Origin of the sequence: Brevibacillus fulvus, from assembly GCF_016908525.1 — a bacterium.
Classification (GTDB): Bacteria; Bacillota; Bacilli; order Brevibacillales; family Brevibacillaceae; genus Brevibacillus_G; species Brevibacillus_G fulvus.
In genome coordinates this window covers 80,380-99,795 of sequence record NZ_JAFBEB010000011.1, presented here as the reverse complement: position 1 = coordinate 99,795, position 19,416 = coordinate 80,380, and the positions used below count along the sequence as shown (strand labels likewise).

Here is a 19,416-nt window from a genome sequence, read left to right as displayed (position 1 = left end):
CTCTCTTTTTATGGAGATGGCTGGCCTGCAACCGGATTGTTGCCTTTGACCCATTGTGCGATTTCCTCGTTGCCCATCGGTTTTCCGTAAAAATATCCTTGCATAACATAGCAGCCCAACTGTGTGAGGAATTCAATGTGCTCCTGATTTTCCACACCTTCGGCAATGACATCCAGGTCCAGATTTTCTGCCATCAGCATGATGGCGTGAATGATGGCGCGTTTGCTGGGTGTCTCAAGATCATTGGTAAACAATCGGTCGAGCTTTAGCGCGTCAATCGGAAGCCGGTCGAGCAATCCGATCGACGAATAACCTGTTCCAAAATCATCTATCGAAATCCGTACACCAAGTTTGCGAATTTCGTTAAGCTGCCGAACGATGTCGTTAATATCGTACAGCACCATCGATTCTTTCCAACTCCAACTTGTCTGGACGAAGTTCTACCTTCTCCAATACCGATTGAACCATTTCGGCTAAAATATTGGATTTGAACAGACTGACTGAGAGATTTACCGACACCGGTTGATCGATCCCTTGCGACTGCCATTCTTTGCACTGACGGCAGGCTTCCTCAAGCGTCCATCTCGTCATTGGCACAATGAGCCCCGTCTCTTCGGCAATGGGAATAAACTCAGCCGGAGAAACGATTCCCAGCCGGAGATGTTTCCAGCGAAGCAACGCCTCAAATCCAACCAGCTTGTTTGTTTTGACATTCCATTTCGGCTGATAGACAATAAAAAATTGCTTCACTTCAAGCGCTCGCCGCAAATCTTTTTCCAATTCCATTTTACGCACTTCTTGTATGCCCATTTCCTGATTGTACACACAATACTGGTTTTTGCCGAGACCTTTTGCCACATACATCGCTGTATCGGCCGCTTTGAGCAGCATGGAGCGATCAGAATCCTGAATCGATCCAATGCTTATGCCAATACTGCCGGTAACATACATTTCATTCCCGTCTATGTAATAAACCTTCTTAATGCTCTGCAAAATTTGTTCAGCCAACTGTTCGGCTCTTTCCTGATCAGATTGTTTCACGATAATGAGAAACTCATCTCCGCCAATGCGAAACGCTTGCTGATCATTGGAAATAAACGTCCGCAATCGCCCGCCCACTTCCCGAACAAGCAAATCCCCGATATGATGCCCCAATGTGTCGTTAATCGCTTTAAACTGGTCAAGATCGAGAAATAATACCGCGATCTGTTCCTTGCCGATGTGCGTATCAAAGAAACGATTCATTTCGTTGCGGTTTGGCAAGCCTGTGATCGCATCCCGATAGGCCATTTTTTCCAGCACATGACGGTCGAGAAACATCGCTCCCCAAGACACCAGCAGGATAACAAAGATGGTCACCGTCACACCGTACAGCAAAAAGAGGTTCATCGATGATTCGGCGCTGCCGGTTACACTTCCGGCATGTTGATGAAATCGCGCCGCTGCCATCCCCGTATAGTGCATTCCGCAAACGGCAAACCCCATCACAATGGCACACACCGACTTTAACCAACTTCTGGACGAATGGTTGCGAAAACGCAGGAATAAAAATAAGGCGGCGTATGAAGCGACAAGCGCGATAACGACAGATAATCCCCAGAACGTTTTGTCATATGTCAAATCGACTGACATAATCATCGCTTCCATGCCGATATAGTGCATCAAGACAATTCCGCCGCCCATCATACATCCACCGAGCACAATGGAGGGCCAGTGTACGTTTTTCGGCATGGTGATGTAAAAGGCGACAAATGAGGAAAAGATGCTGGCCAACATGGATAACAATGTGAGCGTAACATCATAGTTCACCGTCACATGCAGATGAAACGCCATCATTCCGACAAAATGCATCGACCAGACCCCGTTGCCCATCACCACAGAACCTGCCAGCAGCCAAAAAAATCTCGTTTTTCCGCCAGCCTGTGAGATTTTAGCCGCAATGTTCAGTCCGGAATACGATGCCAAGATCGCAATCAGAATCGAAAGCGCAACGATATAATAATTGTAGCCTCCTTCTATATACAAACCGATCCCTCTCCTATCACTATCTAATCAACATCCGTACAGGAATGCAGCTTAAAAATCCGCCAAATATGCAGAGATAAAACATTGCATCCTTAAAAAAGGCTCCGCTTGAATCAAGGGATAGTGGAACATGATGAATGGCGGGAGGCTACAAAATCATGCAAGCTTGTCTCATTATAACTTCACTATGAAACTCCTCAAGAGGTAACTTCTTGGAAAAACCGCAAAGTTTGCGGATAGAAGGCCGGGACTCGCCGCCACGGTTCTTTCTCTGAATCGTTTACCATAACTCTACCTATATTCTCTTTGAATGTCCTTTACAAATTCTCGACAATCTTATACAAACATGGATACAGCCCGGTTCATCGGTTAAAAATTAAGAAAGGAATGAACGGGCTGCTGTTCATTCCTTCGTTTCCTTCCATTCCAGATACCAATCATTGATCGCTGGACTGGGCAGTTCGTTTAATTCTTCCATTAATAATGTCGAAAGCTGACGGTACTGGAAATGCACAGAGACGCGGTTGTTCATCGCGGCATATATTTTCATGAGGGCAAAATGCGCCTCTTCCGCAAGCGGCAGCCGATTGCAAATCTCCAGATACTTCTCCACGGCTTTTTCGTACTGTTGACAAGACACATACCATTCAGCCAGCTCAAAAGTAATTCGTGACCAGACCAGCTTCAACCTTTGGCGTTCGCTTTCTGCCCACCAATAGTCATGTTCCTGCAAATAATCCCCCGCATAGAGGGCCATATGTTTTTCATAGTCCTGAATCGTTTCGGCGGTGACCGGCTGCTCCGCTTGCATGTGTTTTTCCCACTGTTCCACATCCAACCTGACATTTTCGAGATTCAGAACATAACCATCCATCATATTGGCAATTTGGACGCAGGCAGCAAACGGCTCCATTGTTTTCCGGATATGATAAATCGCTGTGTACAATTGCGAAAAAGCTTTATCTATCTCATACTCGGGCCAAAGCAAATCGGTCAACGCCGTTTTCCGGACAAGTTGTCCCCGATGTTGCAGCAAATAGAGAAACAGTTCTTGCGTTTTGGCCGTACGCCAGCGCACCGGTACCGTTTGCCCATCCCCAGATAAGATCGACAAGTTTTGAAACATGTTAATTCGCAGTCCATGCTTGGCCGATACCGAATCAATCGACGGTTTCCCCGCCAGCTGCTCTCTGACCCGCTGAACGGTTTTCGCGAGTCTTTCTGCTTTTACCGGTTTCAGCAGATAGTCCAGTGCATTTAATTCGAATGCTTTGATCGCATAGTCATCATAAGCTGTCACAAAAACAATGGGCAAATTGGGCCTTTTTTCCGCGATCTGCTCTGCCAATTCAATGCCATTTATTTCGGGTAGATGGATGTCCAGGAACACCAGGTCAACCTCGTCATTCAAGATGTGTTCTTTACCAGCCAACGGGTTTGTATATGTTCCTACTACCTTGATATCAGCGACTTTTTGCAGTTGTCGTTGAAGAATATCCAGCGCATGGTGTTCATCATCAATAAGGATCGTTCTCATCGATTACTCCCCATATTTATTGCCGAGTTTATATCAAATTTCGCTCGCCAGTTGCTTGGGTACGCTGAAGGACACCGTAGTTCCCAGCCCGGGCCTGCTTTCCATCTGCAAACCTTTCCCGTACATTTGCTTCAGACGTCGATCTGTGTTTAGCAGGCCAATCCCTGACCTTTTTGGATGGTTCCCATCGAACAGGGTGCGCAAGGTATGTTCGTCCATTCCTACCCCGTCATCGGTCACAGTGATTTGTACATGATCCTTTACAGCAGTAATCCGGAGCCATACCGTTCCTCCCCGAACCCGCTTCAAGACGCCGTGGCGGATCGCATTTTCGACAAGCGGCTGGATGGACAGCGGCGGAATCTGCACATTCAGTTTTTCATCGATCTCCCACTGAATGTTCAACCTGTCCCCAAAACGCTCCTGCTCCAAATATAAGTAGGAGCGCAACAAGTCTAATTCATGTTCAAGCGAAACCAAACGCTGCGAATTGCGAAAGTCAAAGCTTGCTCTCAAGTAGTTGCCAAAAGCCTCCAAGAGCTCACTCATCCGATCGGGGTCCTTCAAATGGAAGGCAGCTACTGTATTCAATGTGTTGAACAAAAAATGCGGTTTAATCTGTGCCTGGAGCCAGGCAGCTTCCATCCGAAGCCTTTCCCGTACCGACTGCTTCATGTCCGTCAAGGCTTGTACACGAGACCGCAATACTTGTGCATCCACCGGCTTTGTTACATAATCGTTGGCACCTGCCAGAAATCCTGTATGGATATCTTCCGGCTGACCGCGTGCAGTCAGCAGCAAAATCGGCAATTCCGATAAAGGAAACCTTTTGCGAATCAAGCGAGAGAGTTGATACCCGGATATATTCGGCATCATCACATCGGCGATAACCAAATCCCATTCCCGCAACTCCAGCAGGGAAAGCGCTTCTTCCCCGCTGGTCGCTGTAATAATTTCATAATTGTCCGAGGGAAGAATGCTTTTTAGCACATTCAAATTAACCGGATCGTCGTCAACGGCCAGAATGTTTGGCCGATCCGCGGAAACGTCCGCATCCTCACTGTCTGTTCCTTCATTTGCGACGAGCGGAGCGGCAGCCGCCGTTTCTTGCTGCCCCATCGTTCCCGGCTGGATGATCGGTCGATCTTCTGGCAGCGGAACGTCTTCGGCCGCAAGCGGAAGCGTAAAGCGAAAATGCGATCCTTGTCCGGGAACGGCGGAGACCACAATTGTCCCTCCGTGCAATTCCACCAGTTGCTTTGTAATACTCAGCCCTAAACCCATACCGCCGTTCATCGCGGTTGTGGCCTCGTTGCCCTGTTCATACGGCAGAAAAATCCGCTGTTTCGTCTGTTCGTCCATGCCAATGCCCGTATCGATAACGCTGATGGTTGCCAGTTCCCCGTCCATGGTTGCCTGGAGAGTGATACTTCCTTCTTGCGTATACTTCACAGCGTTATGCAGCAAGTTGAACATGATTTGCATAAGCCTGTTTTCATCTGCGACGACAGCAGGAAAATCGTCTGGTATGGCATTAATCAGTCGGATCGGTTTGCCCTCAAGCATGAACTGTACCATATCGATGACACCAGCCGCGAGCGCTTGAATCCGTATAGGGCGTACATGCAAACTGATCCGATTTTCTTGCAAACGCGTTATATCCAACAAATCATTCAATAAAAAGGACATTCGCTTGCCAACCTTAATGATCATCTGCAAGGTTTCTTTTCCTTTTTCACCGCGCGGGTTATCCCAGTTTTCCAGTAAAGATTGAGCAATATTGATCATACCGTGTAACGGATTTCGCAATTCATGGGATGTATTCGCCAGAAAAATATCTTTCATCTTGTCTGCCGCTTGCAACTGAACGGCGAGTTCGCTGGTGCGGAGCGAAGTTCGAAAATACCGCTTAAACCAGTAGGAGGCGAACATCAGAAAAGCGACGATCAGATCGACCGGATAGTAGCCAATATCCGGCCACTTATACGCTTTCAGATAGCCGCCAAGGACGTTGGTCAGGATACTCGAAATCCCCAAAGCGATAAAGATCGCATCTTCGTCTTTGGTAAGCGCAGTTTTAATAGACAAACAAAGCAAGATGATACTGGCGATCAGGGAAAGTCCAAAATAAAAACCGGCCAGATCGGTCGTCACATAGGCGGGCGTAAGCGCTATGAGCAACACGGAAATCGAACAAATCCAAAAAAAACTGCGAAAAACCAAAGCTTTCCCGGAGGTCGCCAAAAGACTTTTGGCAAAAAGCATCAGGAATGCCGCTGCTCCGATAATGGCTATGTATGAAAGTTTAATGGACCACGCATAATCGATTGGCAACCAGTCCAGCAGCAATCGGTCATCATCTATGAGGGTCATCATCAATGTAAACAAGATAAGGAGCAAAAATGAAATCAGAGACTTCTCGCGGATGCCGATGATAAACAGTATGCAAACGTAAATCGCATGGAGCACCAAGACGGCGCAAACGATCACCTGCATACAAATCGAGAACCATCTATCCTGCTCGATCGCTTCCGCTGTTCCCATTTTGAGCGAAGTGGTTATTCCTCCCCGCCTGTCATGGTCGTAATTGGCCACTTGAACGACGAGATCCAACTCGCTTTTGTCCGAGGTAAAAGAAACCGTATACGGTACATTGCGGGCAAAATTTTGCTCGGGACTTTCCCCCGGCTTGCCAGAACCGCCAACCAAACGCCCGTTTACATAAACAGCGGATGCCGATACGATGTAAGAAAGCTTGATGCTGTATACGCGATGGGGATCGGGGTTGACCAATATGCGCAGACGATAGGTTCCATAGCCAAGCTTGGAATTCGTCTCCGGATTCAAGGTAGCTGCCCAGTTTTGGGGAACTTGAATAAAAGTCCGATTGTTGTGACGATCCTTCCCCAACTGATTGTCCGGATAGAGAAATTGGTAGGGATAAAATTCCCATTGCCCATTCAATGTCAGGATATTGTCCGCAGCAAAGTCGAAATTCCGCAAATCCAGCACACCGTGAACAGCACCTGAAAAATTCGGCTTCGCGAGCAGACTATACCAAGCGGTTCGAATTGAAAAAAGTAAAATGACGAACAGACTAATAAGGAGAAAGATTTTCTTTTTCGTCATCATCTGTTCCTTCTTCACCATAAGCCCAAGTCTCTCCTCTCCCATTTGAAAATTATACCCCTTTCCCGTGGAGATGGTAACTTTTTACTTAAGCATTTTGTGTCAATTTGAAATTTTTCCACCACGAACAATAAACACCGGATAAAAACGAGTCCATAAAAAAACTGCAGGAAAAGCTCCCAAAGAACTTTTCCTGCAGCTGCAATACGGCTACGCTAGCTATTTTATTTTGCTCGAACCAGACTCTCGAATTTTCCGGTATGCGAGCCATCGCAAAACGGTTTGTTTTGAGAAAGTCCACAGCGGCACAAGTACGTCGCCCGTTTGGTTTCGATGCGGTTGCCTTCTCCATCCAGCAATTCAATGTTGCCGGTTACGAGCAAGGGTCCATTATCATTCACTTTGATTCTGATCTCCGACACTACGGTCACCCCCTCTCATCGGCAGATATTCCTCAGTCCGATATGCTTTCCGCATCGCTTGTTTGAAAGAACACCCTGTCCAGGGAAAGCCCGTTTGCACCAGTCAACACCAGACAAATGGACCCGGCCAGCAACAACAGATCCAGCTCGTAGCCGGCTCCTTGGCCGTTCCCGGTGAAACCGCCGGGCAGCTTGACAGTAATGATGGCGCCAATCATCACGATGGAGAACAGCACGGCAACGAAACGCGTAGCCAAGCCGAGAACGACTGCCAGCCCGCCAAATGTTTCGATGATGGCGACGATGTAAGCGAGAAAGCTGGGCAGGCCGACACTTTCAAAAAAGCCCCCGATATTGCCAAGCCCGCTTTGAAATTTGATCAGTCCGTGGATAAAAAACGTTAGTCCGACCGCCAAACGCAAAATCAAGATCCCTACATCCTGTTTTCGATTCATCTTAACTGATTCCTCCTTCAGACGAAAACTCGATCGACAAATAACTTAAACTGCCCAAGTCATAACTTCGGTGGAGTACGGTTGCTTCGTTTCCTCCGCTGCCCAACGCAATCAGGAATGGAACAAAATGCTCTGGCCGCGGCACCGCCTTGTGGGCATGCGGCGCTTGACGCGCATAGTCAAACAATGTCGCCAGATCCCTGTTGCCCAGCGTGGCCAAGAGCCAGTCATCGAACTCGACCGCCCATGGTTCCGCGGTTGATTGTCCCCATTGGACCAGCCGCAAGTTATGAACCGTCACTCCGCTGCCGATGACCAAAATATCTTCTTCGCCAAGACTTCGCAGCGCTTGGCCAATTTGATACTGCGCTTCTGCTGACAAATACGGATTGACGGAGAGTTGTACCACTGGAATCTGCGCTGTTGGATACATTCGGTACAACAACGTCCAAGCGCCATGATCCAGACCTCTCGTTTTATCCAGATCGGCTGCGATTCCTGCCGCCGCAAACATCTGTTGCAATCTGGCTGCCAGCTGGCTCGAACCTTTGGCTGGATACTCAATTCGGTACAGCTCTTCTGGAAACCCATAGAAATCATAAATCGTCTCATATTCATCATCCCGAGAAGAAATCGTCAATCGCTCGCTTTCCCAATGGGCGGTGAAAATGACGATGGCTTTCGGGGAGAAGGTTTGCCCAAGGTCACGCAAAAATCGGGTATACGCGGTATCTTCCAAAGCCAGCATAGGCGACCCGTGTGCCAAAAACAGGGAGGGCAGCATACTCACTCACATCCTTCGAAATAGCAATAAGGTTACTTTATGTAAGTTAGTTTAATTTTAATATGTACGTTAGTCAAGTTATTAATTATATTTAAGTTATTTCCTTATTAAAATATATTAATATATAATAAAGCCGTAGCGAGGTGAACAGAACATGAACAGCTTGTGCCCCAGATTTGAAAAAGGGATGCAATTGCTCGGCAGACGTTGGACGGGTTTGATCATTCATCAGCTATTGCCCGGTCCGCAACGCTTCTGTACGATTGAATCCGCTTTGCCGATCAGCGCCAAACTGTTGTCAGAACGGTTAAAAGAGCTGGAACAGGAAAACATCGTCAGACGGGACGTATATCCCGACACACCAGTGCGAATCGAATATTCTCTCACGGCAAAAGGTCTTGCCTTACAAACGGTAATACACGAAATTGAAAAATGGTCTTCTGAATGGATCGAACTGGATGAGGAAACCGACTAACGGCTGGATAAGGAAAAACCGCTTGCTTCCATCCTCGGCGAACAAGCGGTTTCTTGCGGCAACTGGTTCAGGCTGCGTTTTCATTCTGATTTTCTCCGGCTGCACGATTCTTTTCTCTTCCCAACCACAAGAGACAACTGATGAACAGAAAGGCAAGCAACGCCAAAAAAGGAATCGTGATGAAGCCGAACCAATTGATATAGCTTTGATTGCAAGGTACCCCTGCTGTACAGGGCATCCACTCCGCTAGCCCGGGGACTTTTTGCTCCGCGTAGTGATACAGGGAAATCAATCCCCCGACCATACTGAGCGGCAGCAGATAGGGAATCACACCGCGATCGTTTCGATAGCTGGCGATTCCTAACAAGATCGCTTGCGGATACATAAAAATACGCTGAAACCAGCAAAGCTTGCAGGGAATAAAGCCCAATCCTTCGCTGAAATACAAGCTGCCCCCCATTGCCACCAAGGAGACGAGCCAAGCCAGGTACAGCGCATTTCGCTGAAGAAATCGCCCGATTATCATTTCGTCTTTACATCCTTTAACGTGTTCTCAATTTCCGCTTTCAATGCATCATAGTCAAACACATTGGCGAACGGGCGCCCGTTGATAAACAGCGCCGGCGTGCCGTTCACATGAAGCTGATCCGCTTGTTGGCTCTGTTGCTGAATTTCGTCCATATATGTCTGCTGGGCAATATCTTGCTGCAATTTTTCATGATCGATCGGCAGCTTTAATTCTTTTGCCAGCAACGCGAGAAAATCAGGCGTTGCCCATTCCGTCTGCTCGTTGCCTTGGTTGTTGTAAAGGGCCTCGTAATATTTCCAGAACGCCTCTTCGTTTTGGTGGTAAACCGATTGCGCAGCCAGCGCAGCGGTATATGAATCCGGACCAATGATTGGCATATTCATAAAATAAAACGATACTTGCCCTTTATCGACATAGTCTTTTATCAGCTGCGGCTTAATCTGTTGCGCAAAATATTGGCAAGAGGGGCATTTGTAATCGCCGAATTCGACAATTTTGACAGGCGCATTGGCATCCCCTTGCATCGGCAGCTGATCATAAGCAAAATTGGCAGGCTCGCCCGCGCTCGGTTTGGAGAAAATCACCAGCAGGATGACCGCAAGCGCCACAACGGCAGTACCCGCGATCAACCATTTCCTTGCCGCTTGCTGTTTCTTTCGCACCTGGTTTTTTTGTTCCATATAATTTTTCCTGGCAGCGCTATTCTTCAATTTTATCTCTCCTCTCCTGACTTCGGCCCTGTCCCGTTACAACCGGGCCATACAAAACAAGAAGCATAACAAGACAAACACCTGAAACGATATGAGCAATTGCCGAACCGGCAGCGGAAACGACAATTCGGCAGACGGATTCAAAATGTGGCGAATCCGATAATTAATGATCGAATCGGCAAACGAGACGTGAACAAACGGCAACGCTGCCTGTCTGCTTTTTTTCCATAGCTTTAACAAAGCGCTGCCCAGATCAGCGGCTGTTCCGATCCGGTTGATCGCTTCCCGGTCAGCCAAAACTTCCCGCAGCATTTGATAATGGCTGCGCAGCCAGCTTAAGATGGGCACATACCATAAAACCGCCGCGCAAACGGTCAGCAGAAATGTTTTCAGCGGATCGCGATGTTTCTGATGGAACCGTTCGTGAAAAACAACGGCATCAAGCTCATTGTCATCCAACAGCTGAAGCAAAGCATCGGACAGCACGATTTTGGGATATAGAAACCCCATCGTAAACGCAAGCGGTGTCGGATAGGCAATCACCAGCAGCGAGTTGTCCCGCAGCTTGTATCTCTGGCAAAGCCGTCCTGTGACGCTCCAATCCGCCAGCCGTTGAAACTGACGGGTAAAACGAACGGTCAAATAAATTTGTCGGCCCACCAGCAATACGGCAAGCAGCAGCGTATAGAGAACCAAGGCATTCAACGCATAGCTCAGCGAGACCATTCCCCACTTCCGCAAGAAACTGTGGCAAACCTGAATCAGATTGAACCGCGTATCCCAGTGGAAAACCATGTGCAACGTGTACAACACCATCTGGGCAATCAACATCCCGGCGATGCTGATGGCAATCGCAAAAACAAGCTTTGAGCGCATTTTTCCCATCTTTATTGTTCCTTTTTTAATTCTTTTATTCGTTTCTCAAGTTTCTCCAACAGCTGTTCGTCTGCTTCTTCCAGCGCATCGAGCATATGGTTGACGACCAGTGAGCCGAATTCCTCAAGCAAATCATGCGTCAGTTCCCTTGATTGCTGCTCGAGAAACGCCTGTTTTGTCAAGACCGGGCGATACATCGTGACGCGACCATCCGCTCTCTTTCGCAAACAGCCTTTATCGACCAGCCGATTCATCACGGTCATGACGGTATTGAAATTGATCGGCTTTTCCGCCTCCAACTGCTGCTGAACCTCGCGAATCGTCATTTCCCCCGGTTGGTTCCAGAGAATCTCCATCACCTTGGCTTCCAGCGGTCCGAAAAACCGATTCAGGCCGCTTTCATTATATTTAAATTTCTGTATCTTCATCCTTTTTGCACCTCACACTACTGATTGTAGTGATAGTTGGACAAAGCGTCAAGATTTTCTCTCGGCCAAACTCTCCGCAGAAGTTCGGCAAGCGTTTTAAAAAAAACGCCCCTGCTGGAGAGCCCTGCAAAAGTCCACCTAATATCTGTAAACCGTAACCCTAGTGCCCTTAGGTACTGGGATTTCAATTATCGAGAATGTAGCTGTAGTGGGGAGAAGCATGTTTCCGATCTGCGCTCCGGTCTACGTCCTGCAAGGATGTGAAACTGTCCGCTCCACAGCGATCCCGGGGGAAGCGCAAAACGGCGCGCAGCTCCGAAGGTTACTCATGGATTGCGCTTCTGTCTCCCCGGGCTTCGCTGTTCCGCTCGGCTGGACTCCGCTAGTCGCTCGGCCTGGAAACATGCTTCTCCTCCGAAACAGTAGGTTTTCAACAGGCTGAAACCCAGTGCCGCTTCGACACCGGGTTTTGATGTACAATAAAAAGAAAACGAAAGAGTTGGAACCATTGCTACAGCCCTCTAAACAAATCACGGCATCCTTCCATGCCGAATTATATAAACTGATTCCCGTGGATCACCCATTACGTAAAATCAATGAAATCGTCGATTTCACGTTCATTCATGAATTGGTTCGTTCTTCTTATTGTGAGCATTACGGAAGACCAGCTAACGAGCCGGAGCCGTAGACGAGGTACTCAAATCGGTTGTACGTCAGTGCATCGAAAAAGGACTTGTGAAATCAAAGACGATCATCGTGGATTCCACTTATACACTGGCAGCTTCGCCAAAACAAAAGCCTCTTGAAGTACTGCGAGATGCGGCGAAGCGCTTATTCCGTATTGTGGTGAAAAAGCATCCAAAACTTGAAAAGAAACTCCCGAGGTTACCGGAGGAAGTACGGATGACGGAAACCAATTCAAAGAACTTTTGAACCAATCGCTTGACGTGGGAATAGAAGTACAAGAAGTGATTGCTGACACCGCATATTCGGGTAAAGATAACTGATGCAGACTTTGTTATTTGTCCGGCAGGACAACATAGTATCCGAAAGGCTGTCCAAGGAAGCAAGCAGAGTGGCAAAAGTCGTTCTCTCGTTTTTTACTTCGATACGGAGAAATGTAAGACATGCCCACTTGGGAAAGGCTGTTTCAAACCAGGAGCGAAGAGCAAGACCTACTCCATCCGGATCGTGGCGGAACCCTACAAGGCGTAAATCGAGTTTGAAAACAGCGATACGTTCAAAGAACGTATTCGTCGCAGACCGATTATTGAGCACAAAAATGCTGAATTAAAAAGGTATCATGGGATGACCAAGGCCAAGTACCGTGGTCTCTTTCGTATGCGAATACAGGCAATACTTACGACTTTCGTCGTAAATGTAAAACGGATGATAAAATTGGCAGAAAAAATGCAGCCCGTCTCTTAAAGGAGAATGGACTGCATTTTTCGTTAAAGTCCTTTTTTGTAAAAAAATAGTGTGGGTTACCCGATCCGCAAACCTCAACAGAGGTATTTTGCAGGACTCTCCTGCTGCCAGCGATTTTTTACGTCGTCGCTTTTGCAGACAGGGGCTTGTTTGGCGTTTATTTCTATTTCATTCGCAAACTTTCGTATTGGCTTTCAATTAACGGATACAACTCGTGATCGGGAGTGATGCCGGTGTACTTTTCCACCGTAGCGGCCAACCCGGTTTCCTGCAAATCTCGCTGGAGCTGCAGCGCCTCCGGATCTTCCGGGTAGTCGAACAGCAGAGCAGCCGCGATCACGCCGGTCAACCCAACGGGACGAATGCCATACTGCAAAGCTTGCAGGGCAGGTCCGGTCAAACGATCCTGGGGAGACAGCTTGCGGATAGGCGACCTTCCGACACGAGTTACCTCATCGGAGATAAATGGATTTTGAAACCGTCCGATTATTTTCTCGATATAGGCGGCATGCTGTGCGCGATCAAACTGATACTTGGCTACGAGCAAAGCTCCCGTTTCCTCCAGCACCTGACGCGTCCGGTTCACAATATCTTCCTGCAGAATCGCCTTGTTTACCGTTTCGATTTGCCGCACATAGCCCAGATAGGCCACCGCAGCATGCCCGGTATTCACCGTATACAGTTTACGTTCGATATATGGTTCGAGATCAGGGACAAAGGTAATCCCCTCCACCTTTGGAAGCTCGCCTTTTACCTGCGACTCGTTCACTACCCATTCAAAGAAAGGTTCCACCGTAACCAACAATTTGTCTTCATGTTTTTGCAGCGGGACAATCCGGTCAACGGCAGCATCCGGGAATCCGATTTGCTGCTTGGCCAGCTCTTGCTCCGCAGCGGTCAAGTGTTGCTCAACAAAGGAACGCAAGGCGCTGCTGCCGCCAATCATGTTTTCACAGGCGATCACATTGAGCGGATGTTTGTTTTCCGCCAATCTTCGCGAAATCCCTTTGGCGATAACGGGTGCGACCAGCTTCAGGATATTCGGTCCGACAGCCGTCGTCACCAGGTCTGCCCCGGCAATCGCCCGGGCGACCTCTTCCTCGTTTTGACTTTGCAGCGCGCGCACGCCCTCGATGGAATACGCAGTTTGTTCCTGGTTGGCCAGCTTTACTGTATAGGCTTTGCGGCGATTGATTTCATCAACCAGCTCCTGATTTACATCGACAAAACAAACCTCATAGCCCGCCTGATTCAGCAGTTGGCCGATAAAACCTCTGCCGATATTACCGGCGCCAAAATGAATCGCTAACATGCTTACATCCCCCTCTCGAAGATGTCGATGATGTCAGCGGCCGACGACGCTTTTACCAATTTGTCCACATTTTCCGCTTCTGAGCATACGATCGCGATATTGGACAACAACTCCAAATGTTCGTCGCCGACTCCGGCAATTCCGATGACCAAATAAGCGGTATTCCCGCCGCCAAAATCCACTCCGCCCGGAACTTGCACGATGGAAATTCCCGACGATTTGATAAATGGTTTCGACTCGCTTGTGCCATGCGGAATGGCCACGCCATTTCCAATATAAGTGGTCGTGAGTTCTTCGCGCTCCAGCATTTTGTCGATATAATCGGCGGTCACATGCTGTCCGTCAACGAGCAATTGCCCGGCCAAACGGATGGCTTCCTGCTTGCTGGCAACGTTTGCGTCTAATTTGATTTTATCAGTGGACATTATTTGACTCATGGGTTATCTCTCCTTGTTTCGCTTTTCTCCTATAAATTTGTATATCTGTTTTAAAAAATAAGCGCGCACCCGCTGTTGACTGCGCTCCGTCAAAATTGGCACAATCTCCTCTTCAATCAACAGCGCGCTGATCTCGCTCAAAATCTCCAATCCTTCCCTTGGCATGCTCTGCGGGCCCAGCAAAAAGAGCAGTTTATCGACTTCCATCTTCTTTTCTTCCATGGACTGGAGTGTCAAAGGATGTGATAAATAATAGAGCGTCAAAGATGGTTTGGCAATCTCTGCACTGCGGCTGTGAAACAGCGCCAGTTTTGGCCCGGGGATGCCCAATCCGCCCAGCTTTTCTCGTTCCAACAACTTGCGGGCGACTGCTTCCTGATCGGTCAGCACTTGCTGCGCTTCCAGCCGTTCGCAGATCTCCGCAACCACCTGGTTTAAAGCCAGCCCGGCGTTGCCCAGTTCTTCACAGCGAATGCTCTCGATGATTTCAATCGCATAATGCAGCGAATCCCGCCACTCTTTCAGTTCTGCCAGCAACTGCTGCTCTTCTTCGATCATCGACAATCCATTGTGAACGGGACGATAACTTTTTTGCCGAAGAAACTGATCGATATTTTGAATATCCTCTTTTGTCAGCAAAGGACTCACTAATATGTAGTCTGCTTTGTCTTTTGGCAAAGGAATCGTCGAAATGATGAAATCGTATTGGCTGGTCGGCACCCGATCGATTTCAAACAAGGAAACATTTTGGATCGGCTGGATATGCGGCAATTCCTTCCGGATGCGGCTTGCCAAAATCTTGGAGGAACCGATTCCGCTCGAACAGACGATCAAGGCGCGATGGCGCTGGCCGGACTGCGCCATCCGTTCCAGCGAAGAGCCGAAATGCATCACCAGATAGCCGATTTCCTCATCGGGAACCGTCCATTCCGAAAACACAAGCGCAACTGCTTCTTTCACGACCCGAAACAACTCGCTGTACCTGTCTTTAATTTCTCCCAGCAGCGGGTTTCTTATCTTCATATTTTTTTGCACCCGATAAATGGCCGGTTCCAGATGGATGAGCAACCCTTCCAGCAACGTTCGATCCTCGTGGAACGACACACCCAGCTTTTGTTCACAATGATGGATCAGTTGCGCCACTTTTGCCGCCAGTTCCATGTTCCGATGCTCCGCATGCTGCTCATATGTACTGCGCAATTTGGCACCGCGCAAATGCATGGTAATGTAGCCGATTTCCGCTTCGGGGATGTCCAGTTGAAACACATTGCGCAAATGGTGAATGATTTGTTCGGCTATTCCGTACTCTGGCGTATTTCGCAATTCGGCGAGCGCTTCTTCATCAAAATTGATTTGTACGCCTTTCTCGATTCGTTCGATCGCCAGCGCCAGGTGAATGACCAAGCCGATAAACGAGCTGTCGGCCAACGGATAAGGCAGTTCGCCAGCCATTTTGTTTAATGTATCTTCAATGACGAACAGCTTCTCTTTTTCAATCAATCCCAGCAGGCGCTCGGAGACCGTGTTAATATGTCGAAACGATTTGGACTGAATATTCTCTTTCAAAACGCCCAACAGTTCAAACTCATCCAGATGCTCGGCAATCAAGTCGCTCATTGCCTTGCGTTTGGCCGATTCCGCTCCGTGCAGCTCGACGCCATAGCCTCTTCTGCGAATCAAAGTCAGTTCATATTTCGCAAACCAGTCTTCCAGTTCGTCCAAATCATAACTGATCGTAGCCGTGGTCACTTTCAAATCGTAGGACAAGGCAACCAGTTTAACGGGTTCGGTCGCTTCCAACAGTTGGCAGCGGATCAGCAGCTTTCGCTCCTCCGGCGTATACTCGATGCTGGTTTGGTTGTATAAGGAAGCCTGCAGTTGTTCTTTTTTCTCCAGGTCACCTTCCAGAAAAATGCCGATGCCCGCTTTTTTTGTTAAACGCAAGTCATAGTCGGCCAGCAGATGTTCCAGCTCGCCAAGTTCCCGATGAACCGTCCGGGTGCTGACTTCCACCTGCTCGGCGATCTCCCGAACAGTGACGCCCTGCGGTTCTGCTAACAATACATTTAAAATCAAACGCTGTCTGGAGGTAACCGTCATTTTCATCCCCCTTTACCCCGTCCTGGGCAGCAAACGAATCGGGAAGCCCGGAGAGCTTGCCCTGGCTTTTCGGCCCCGAAAATGAAAAAAGAGTTCACGCTAGTCGGCATAGCCATAACTAGCGTGACCTTCGTTATTTTAAACGTTCAACCAATTGATCATACTCTGGGCTGCTCAGGAAGTTCTCAATGGAAATATGCTCGGCTTCCGGCAGTTTGGCTTGTGCCCGCTCGGTCAACGTCCGCTGCGTAATGACGATATCTGCATCAGCCGGGAGTTCATTGATCGCGGTGTTAGTCACCGTAATCCGATCGAGTCCGGCATCCTTGAATTTTTTCCGCAGAATCGAGGCGCCCATTGCACTGGAACCCATACCGGCATCACAAGCAAAGACAACTTTGTTGACTGCTTTGGCAGCCGCAGGCGCTGCTGTTTGAACAGCTGCCGGTTTCCCTTTCAATTGTTGCATTTTCTCTGTGGCTTTTTGCAAGTCCTCTTCTTCCTCGTTCTTATTGCTCAATTTCAGCAAGGCGGAAGCGATCAAAAACGATACGATCGTTGCCACCGCTACACCAGCCAATACCGGAAGCAGCCCGCCTTTTGGCGCCATGGCCATCAAGGCAAAAATACTGCCCGGCGAAGGTACGGCAACCAATCCGGCGTGAAGGAGCTGGAAGGTTAACGTCCCGGTCACGCCGCCGCCGATTACCGCCAAAATCAGCCGTGGGTTCATCAGGATGTAAGGGAAGTAAATCTCGTGAATCCCTCCGAGGAAGTGGATAATCGCTGCACCGGGTGCAGATTGTTTGGCACTGCCGCGGCCAACCAGCCAGTAGGCCAACAGAATACCCAAACCAGGACCCGGATTTGGTTCAAGCAGGAAGAAAACGGATTGCCCTGTTTTTGCTGCTTCATCCAATCCGATCGGACTTAAAATTCCGTGGTTGATCGCATTGTTCAGGAAGAGCACTTTAGCCGGTTCAATGAAAATATTGGCCAACGGCAACAAACCTGCATTTACGATCACGCCTACTCCCGCAGCAAGTGCTTGGCTGAGACCAGCCACTACCGGACCAATGGCATTATAGGCGATCAGTGCCAAAATCGCTGCCACGATACCAGCGGAGAAGTTGTTGACCAACATCTCGAATCCGGATTTGATTTTTCCTTCAAACAGCTTGTCTACCTTCTTCATCACCCAGCCGCCGAGCGGCCCCATTAACATGGCTCCGAGGAACATAGGAATATCGGAACCGACAACAATCCCCATCGTCGCAACAGCCCCGACAACTCCGCCTCTCGTATCGTGGACCATCTTCCCGCCTGTATAACCAATCAGCAGCGGGAGGAGGTATTTGATCATCGGGTCAACCAGCTTGGCCAGATGTTCATTCGGTATCCAACCGGTAGGAATAAATAATGCAGTAATAAAGCCCCAAGCAATAAACGCCCCAATGTTGGGCATCACCATTCCGCTAAGAAATCTTCCGAACTTCTGAATTCGGACGCGCGCCCCAGCGGATTCCGCTTGATTGACGGCATTTGCCATAATATTTCCCCCCTATTCTGTGTGATTTGTTGCCAAAGTTTTATTTTGCTTTTCTAGCTACAAATATAAAGCGTTTACATTATTGTTTCAATAAATTGAAAATCGGATTTCGTCGCAACAGATGTTGCCATCATTTAATAGAATGGCTTGCATCCGGTTTGTTATATACATGGTGATTGAAAAACAAAAAAGCGACCGTCCTGAGAGGGTCGCTTTTTCTGCATCTGTTATTTTACGCTCTTGGCCACTTCATCAATCATGCCTTGCACGGAGACCAATCCGCCGCCGGCCAAATACCAGTAGTTCGGATCCAGGTAAACGATATTTCCGTTTTTATAGGCTTTTGTCTGTTTCACCAGGTCGTTTTCGATCACCTGTTTGGCTGAAGATCCTCCGTTACCGGTTGTAACGACGGCTCCCCTGTCGATCACAAACAGATAGTCCGGATCTTTTTCCGCGATATACTCAAAGGAAATGCTTTGGCCGTGTGTCGAAGCCTCAATATTCGGGTCTGCCGGGGTAAAGCCAAGCACATCGTGGATCAGCCCAAAGCGCGAACCGGCTCCATAAGCGCTCACTTTGCCTTCATTGGCGAGAACAATCAGCGCATTTTTGCCGCTGGCGGTAACTTTCTCGTGGACCGCTTTGATCGTTTCGTTCAATTTCGCCAGCTCTTCCTCGATCGCCGACTCTTTGCCAAAAATTTCGCCCAATGTCTTCATGTTGCTGGTAAATGACTCGATATATTTGCTTGTATCAACTTCCATATACAAAGTCGGGGCAATCTTGCTGAACTCTTCATACGAATCCTGCTGTCTGCCGGAAATGATAATCAGGTCCGGAGCGATTTCATTGACTTTTTCAAAATCCGGTTCCTTCACTCCGCCGATGTTTGCATATTTGCTGTCTTTATATTTGGACAGGTAAGAAGGCAGGTTATTCTGCGGCACGCCGGCCACTTCCACCCCTAATTTGTCCAGCGTATCCAAAACGCCAAAGTCAAAAACGACCACTTTTTGCGGATTTTTCTTCACTTTGGTTTCACCCAGTTGATGCTTGATTGTTACTTCTTCCGTGCTTGCCTGAGTAGTTTGCGTTTCCGCTGTCGCCGCCGCAGGAGCTGAACCGTTGGAGCCGCACGCTGCCGTAAAAATTGCCAGCATCGCAGTAAACAAGAGCAAAAGCCATTTTTTCATAGGAACCACCTTTGTGCTGTATTT

17 protein-coding genes and 1 pseudogene are annotated in these 19,416 nt (G+C 48.4%); 2 read left to right on the top strand and 16 right to left on the bottom strand.

Annotation, left to right across the window (positions count from 1 at the left end):
- Positions 1–8: 8 nt before the first annotated feature.
- The 7 genes from JOD01_RS20005 to JOD01_RS14890 all read right to left on the bottom strand — a co-directional run bounded on the left by JOD01_RS20005 (position 9) and on the right by JOD01_RS14890 (position 8,352).
- Positions 9–404, bottom strand: a complete 396-nt coding sequence (locus JOD01_RS20005; RefSeq protein WP_338028567.1) for an EAL domain-containing protein — start codon at positions 402–404, stop codon at positions 9–11.
- Entirely contained in the window at positions 385–2,025 is a 1,641-nt protein-coding gene (locus tag JOD01_RS14915) for a bifunctional diguanylate cyclase/phosphodiesterase (RefSeq protein WP_338028566.1), read from the bottom strand. The genes JOD01_RS20005 and JOD01_RS14915 overlap by 20 nt, the downstream gene beginning before the upstream one ends.
- Before the next feature lie 403 nt (positions 2,026–2,428).
- The gene (locus JOD01_RS14910; RefSeq protein WP_204519105.1) at positions 2,429–3,562 is read right to left on the bottom strand and encodes a response regulator; all 1,134 of its coding nucleotides are present in this window, start codon (positions 3,560–3,562) and stop codon (positions 2,429–2,431) included.
- 33 nt (positions 3,563–3,595) lie between these two features.
- Positions 3,596–6,712: a hybrid sensor histidine kinase/response regulator gene (locus JOD01_RS14905; protein ID WP_239565476.1), complete on the bottom strand. Its 3,117-nt coding sequence runs from the start codon at positions 6,710–6,712 to the stop codon at positions 3,596–3,598.
- Between the two features lie 203 nt (positions 6,713–6,915).
- Positions 6,916–7,113, bottom strand: a complete 198-nt coding sequence (locus JOD01_RS14900) for a CDGSH iron-sulfur domain-containing protein (protein ID WP_204519104.1) — start codon at positions 7,111–7,113, stop codon at positions 6,916–6,918.
- A gap of 32 nt (positions 7,114–7,145) precedes the next feature.
- The gene (locus tag JOD01_RS14895; RefSeq protein ID WP_204519103.1) at positions 7,146–7,568 is read right to left on the bottom strand and encodes a DoxX family protein; all 423 of its coding nucleotides are present in this window, start codon (positions 7,566–7,568) and stop codon (positions 7,146–7,148) included.
- A gap of 1 nt (position 7,569) precedes the next feature.
- Complete coding sequence (locus tag JOD01_RS14890; RefSeq protein ID WP_204519138.1) at positions 7,570–8,352, bottom strand: DODA-type extradiol aromatic ring-opening family dioxygenase; 783 nt, start codon at positions 8,350–8,352, stop codon at positions 7,570–7,572.
- 154 nt (positions 8,353–8,506) lie between these two features.
- On the opposite strand from JOD01_RS14890, the gene JOD01_RS14885 reads away from it, so the two are divergent.
- Positions 8,507–8,827: a winged helix-turn-helix transcriptional regulator gene (locus JOD01_RS14885; protein ID WP_204519102.1), complete on the top strand. Its 321-nt coding sequence runs from the start codon at positions 8,507–8,509 to the stop codon at positions 8,825–8,827.
- 67 nt (positions 8,828–8,894) lie between these two features.
- On the opposite strand, the gene JOD01_RS14880 is transcribed toward JOD01_RS14885, so the two are convergent.
- From JOD01_RS14880 to JOD01_RS14865, 4 genes are all read right to left on the bottom strand, one after another.
- A complete protein-coding gene (locus JOD01_RS14880; RefSeq protein ID WP_204519101.1) occupies positions 8,895–9,353 on the bottom strand; it encodes a disulfide oxidoreductase in 459 nt (152 codons plus the stop codon).
- Complete coding sequence (locus JOD01_RS14875; RefSeq protein ID WP_204519100.1) at positions 9,350–10,036, bottom strand: DsbA family protein; 687 nt, start codon at positions 10,034–10,036, stop codon at positions 9,350–9,352. The genes JOD01_RS14880 and JOD01_RS14875 overlap by 4 nt, the downstream gene beginning before the upstream one ends.
- A 66-nt stretch (positions 10,037–10,102) precedes the next feature.
- Positions 10,103–10,951, bottom strand: coding sequence for a M56 family metallopeptidase (locus tag JOD01_RS14870; protein WP_204519099.1), 849 nt, complete (start codon positions 10,949–10,951; stop codon positions 10,103–10,105).
- Positions 10,952–10,953: 2 nt separating this feature from the next.
- Positions 10,954–11,370 carry a BlaI/MecI/CopY family transcriptional regulator gene (locus JOD01_RS14865; protein ID WP_204519098.1) on the bottom strand — a complete coding sequence of 139 codons (417 nt, stop codon included), beginning with the start codon at positions 11,368–11,370 and terminating at the stop codon, positions 10,954–10,956.
- 508 nt (positions 11,371–11,878) lie between these two features.
- Here JOD01_RS14865 and JOD01_RS14860 point away from each other — a divergent pair.
- Positions 11,879–12,798, top strand: a pseudogene (locus JOD01_RS14860) (transposase).
- Between the two features lie 163 nt (positions 12,799–12,961).
- Here JOD01_RS14860 and JOD01_RS14855 read toward each other — a convergent pair.
- From JOD01_RS14855 to JOD01_RS14835, 5 genes are all read right to left on the bottom strand, one after another.
- The gene (locus JOD01_RS14855) at positions 12,962–14,110 is read right to left on the bottom strand and encodes a mannitol-1-phosphate 5-dehydrogenase (RefSeq protein ID WP_204519097.1); all 1,149 of its coding nucleotides are present in this window, start codon (positions 14,108–14,110) and stop codon (positions 12,962–12,964) included.
- Positions 14,111–14,112: 2 nt separating this feature from the next.
- Positions 14,113–14,547, bottom strand: coding sequence for a PTS mannitol transporter subunit IIA (locus JOD01_RS14850; RefSeq protein WP_204519096.1), 435 nt, complete (start codon positions 14,545–14,547; stop codon positions 14,113–14,115).
- A gap of 3 nt (positions 14,548–14,550) precedes the next feature.
- Positions 14,551–16,647, bottom strand: a complete 2,097-nt coding sequence (locus JOD01_RS14845) for a BglG family transcription antiterminator (protein ID WP_204519095.1) — start codon at positions 16,645–16,647, stop codon at positions 14,551–14,553.
- A gap of 133 nt (positions 16,648–16,780) precedes the next feature.
- On the bottom strand, positions 16,781–18,196 hold the full coding sequence (locus tag JOD01_RS14840) for a PTS mannitol transporter subunit IIBC (RefSeq protein WP_204519094.1): 1,416 nt from the start codon (positions 18,194–18,196) through the stop codon (positions 16,781–16,783).
- A gap of 227 nt (positions 18,197–18,423) precedes the next feature.
- Positions 18,424–19,392: a siderophore ABC transporter substrate-binding protein gene (locus JOD01_RS14835; RefSeq protein ID WP_204519093.1), complete on the bottom strand. Its 969-nt coding sequence runs from the start codon at positions 19,390–19,392 to the stop codon at positions 18,424–18,426.
- Positions 19,393–19,416 lie beyond the last annotated feature (24 nt).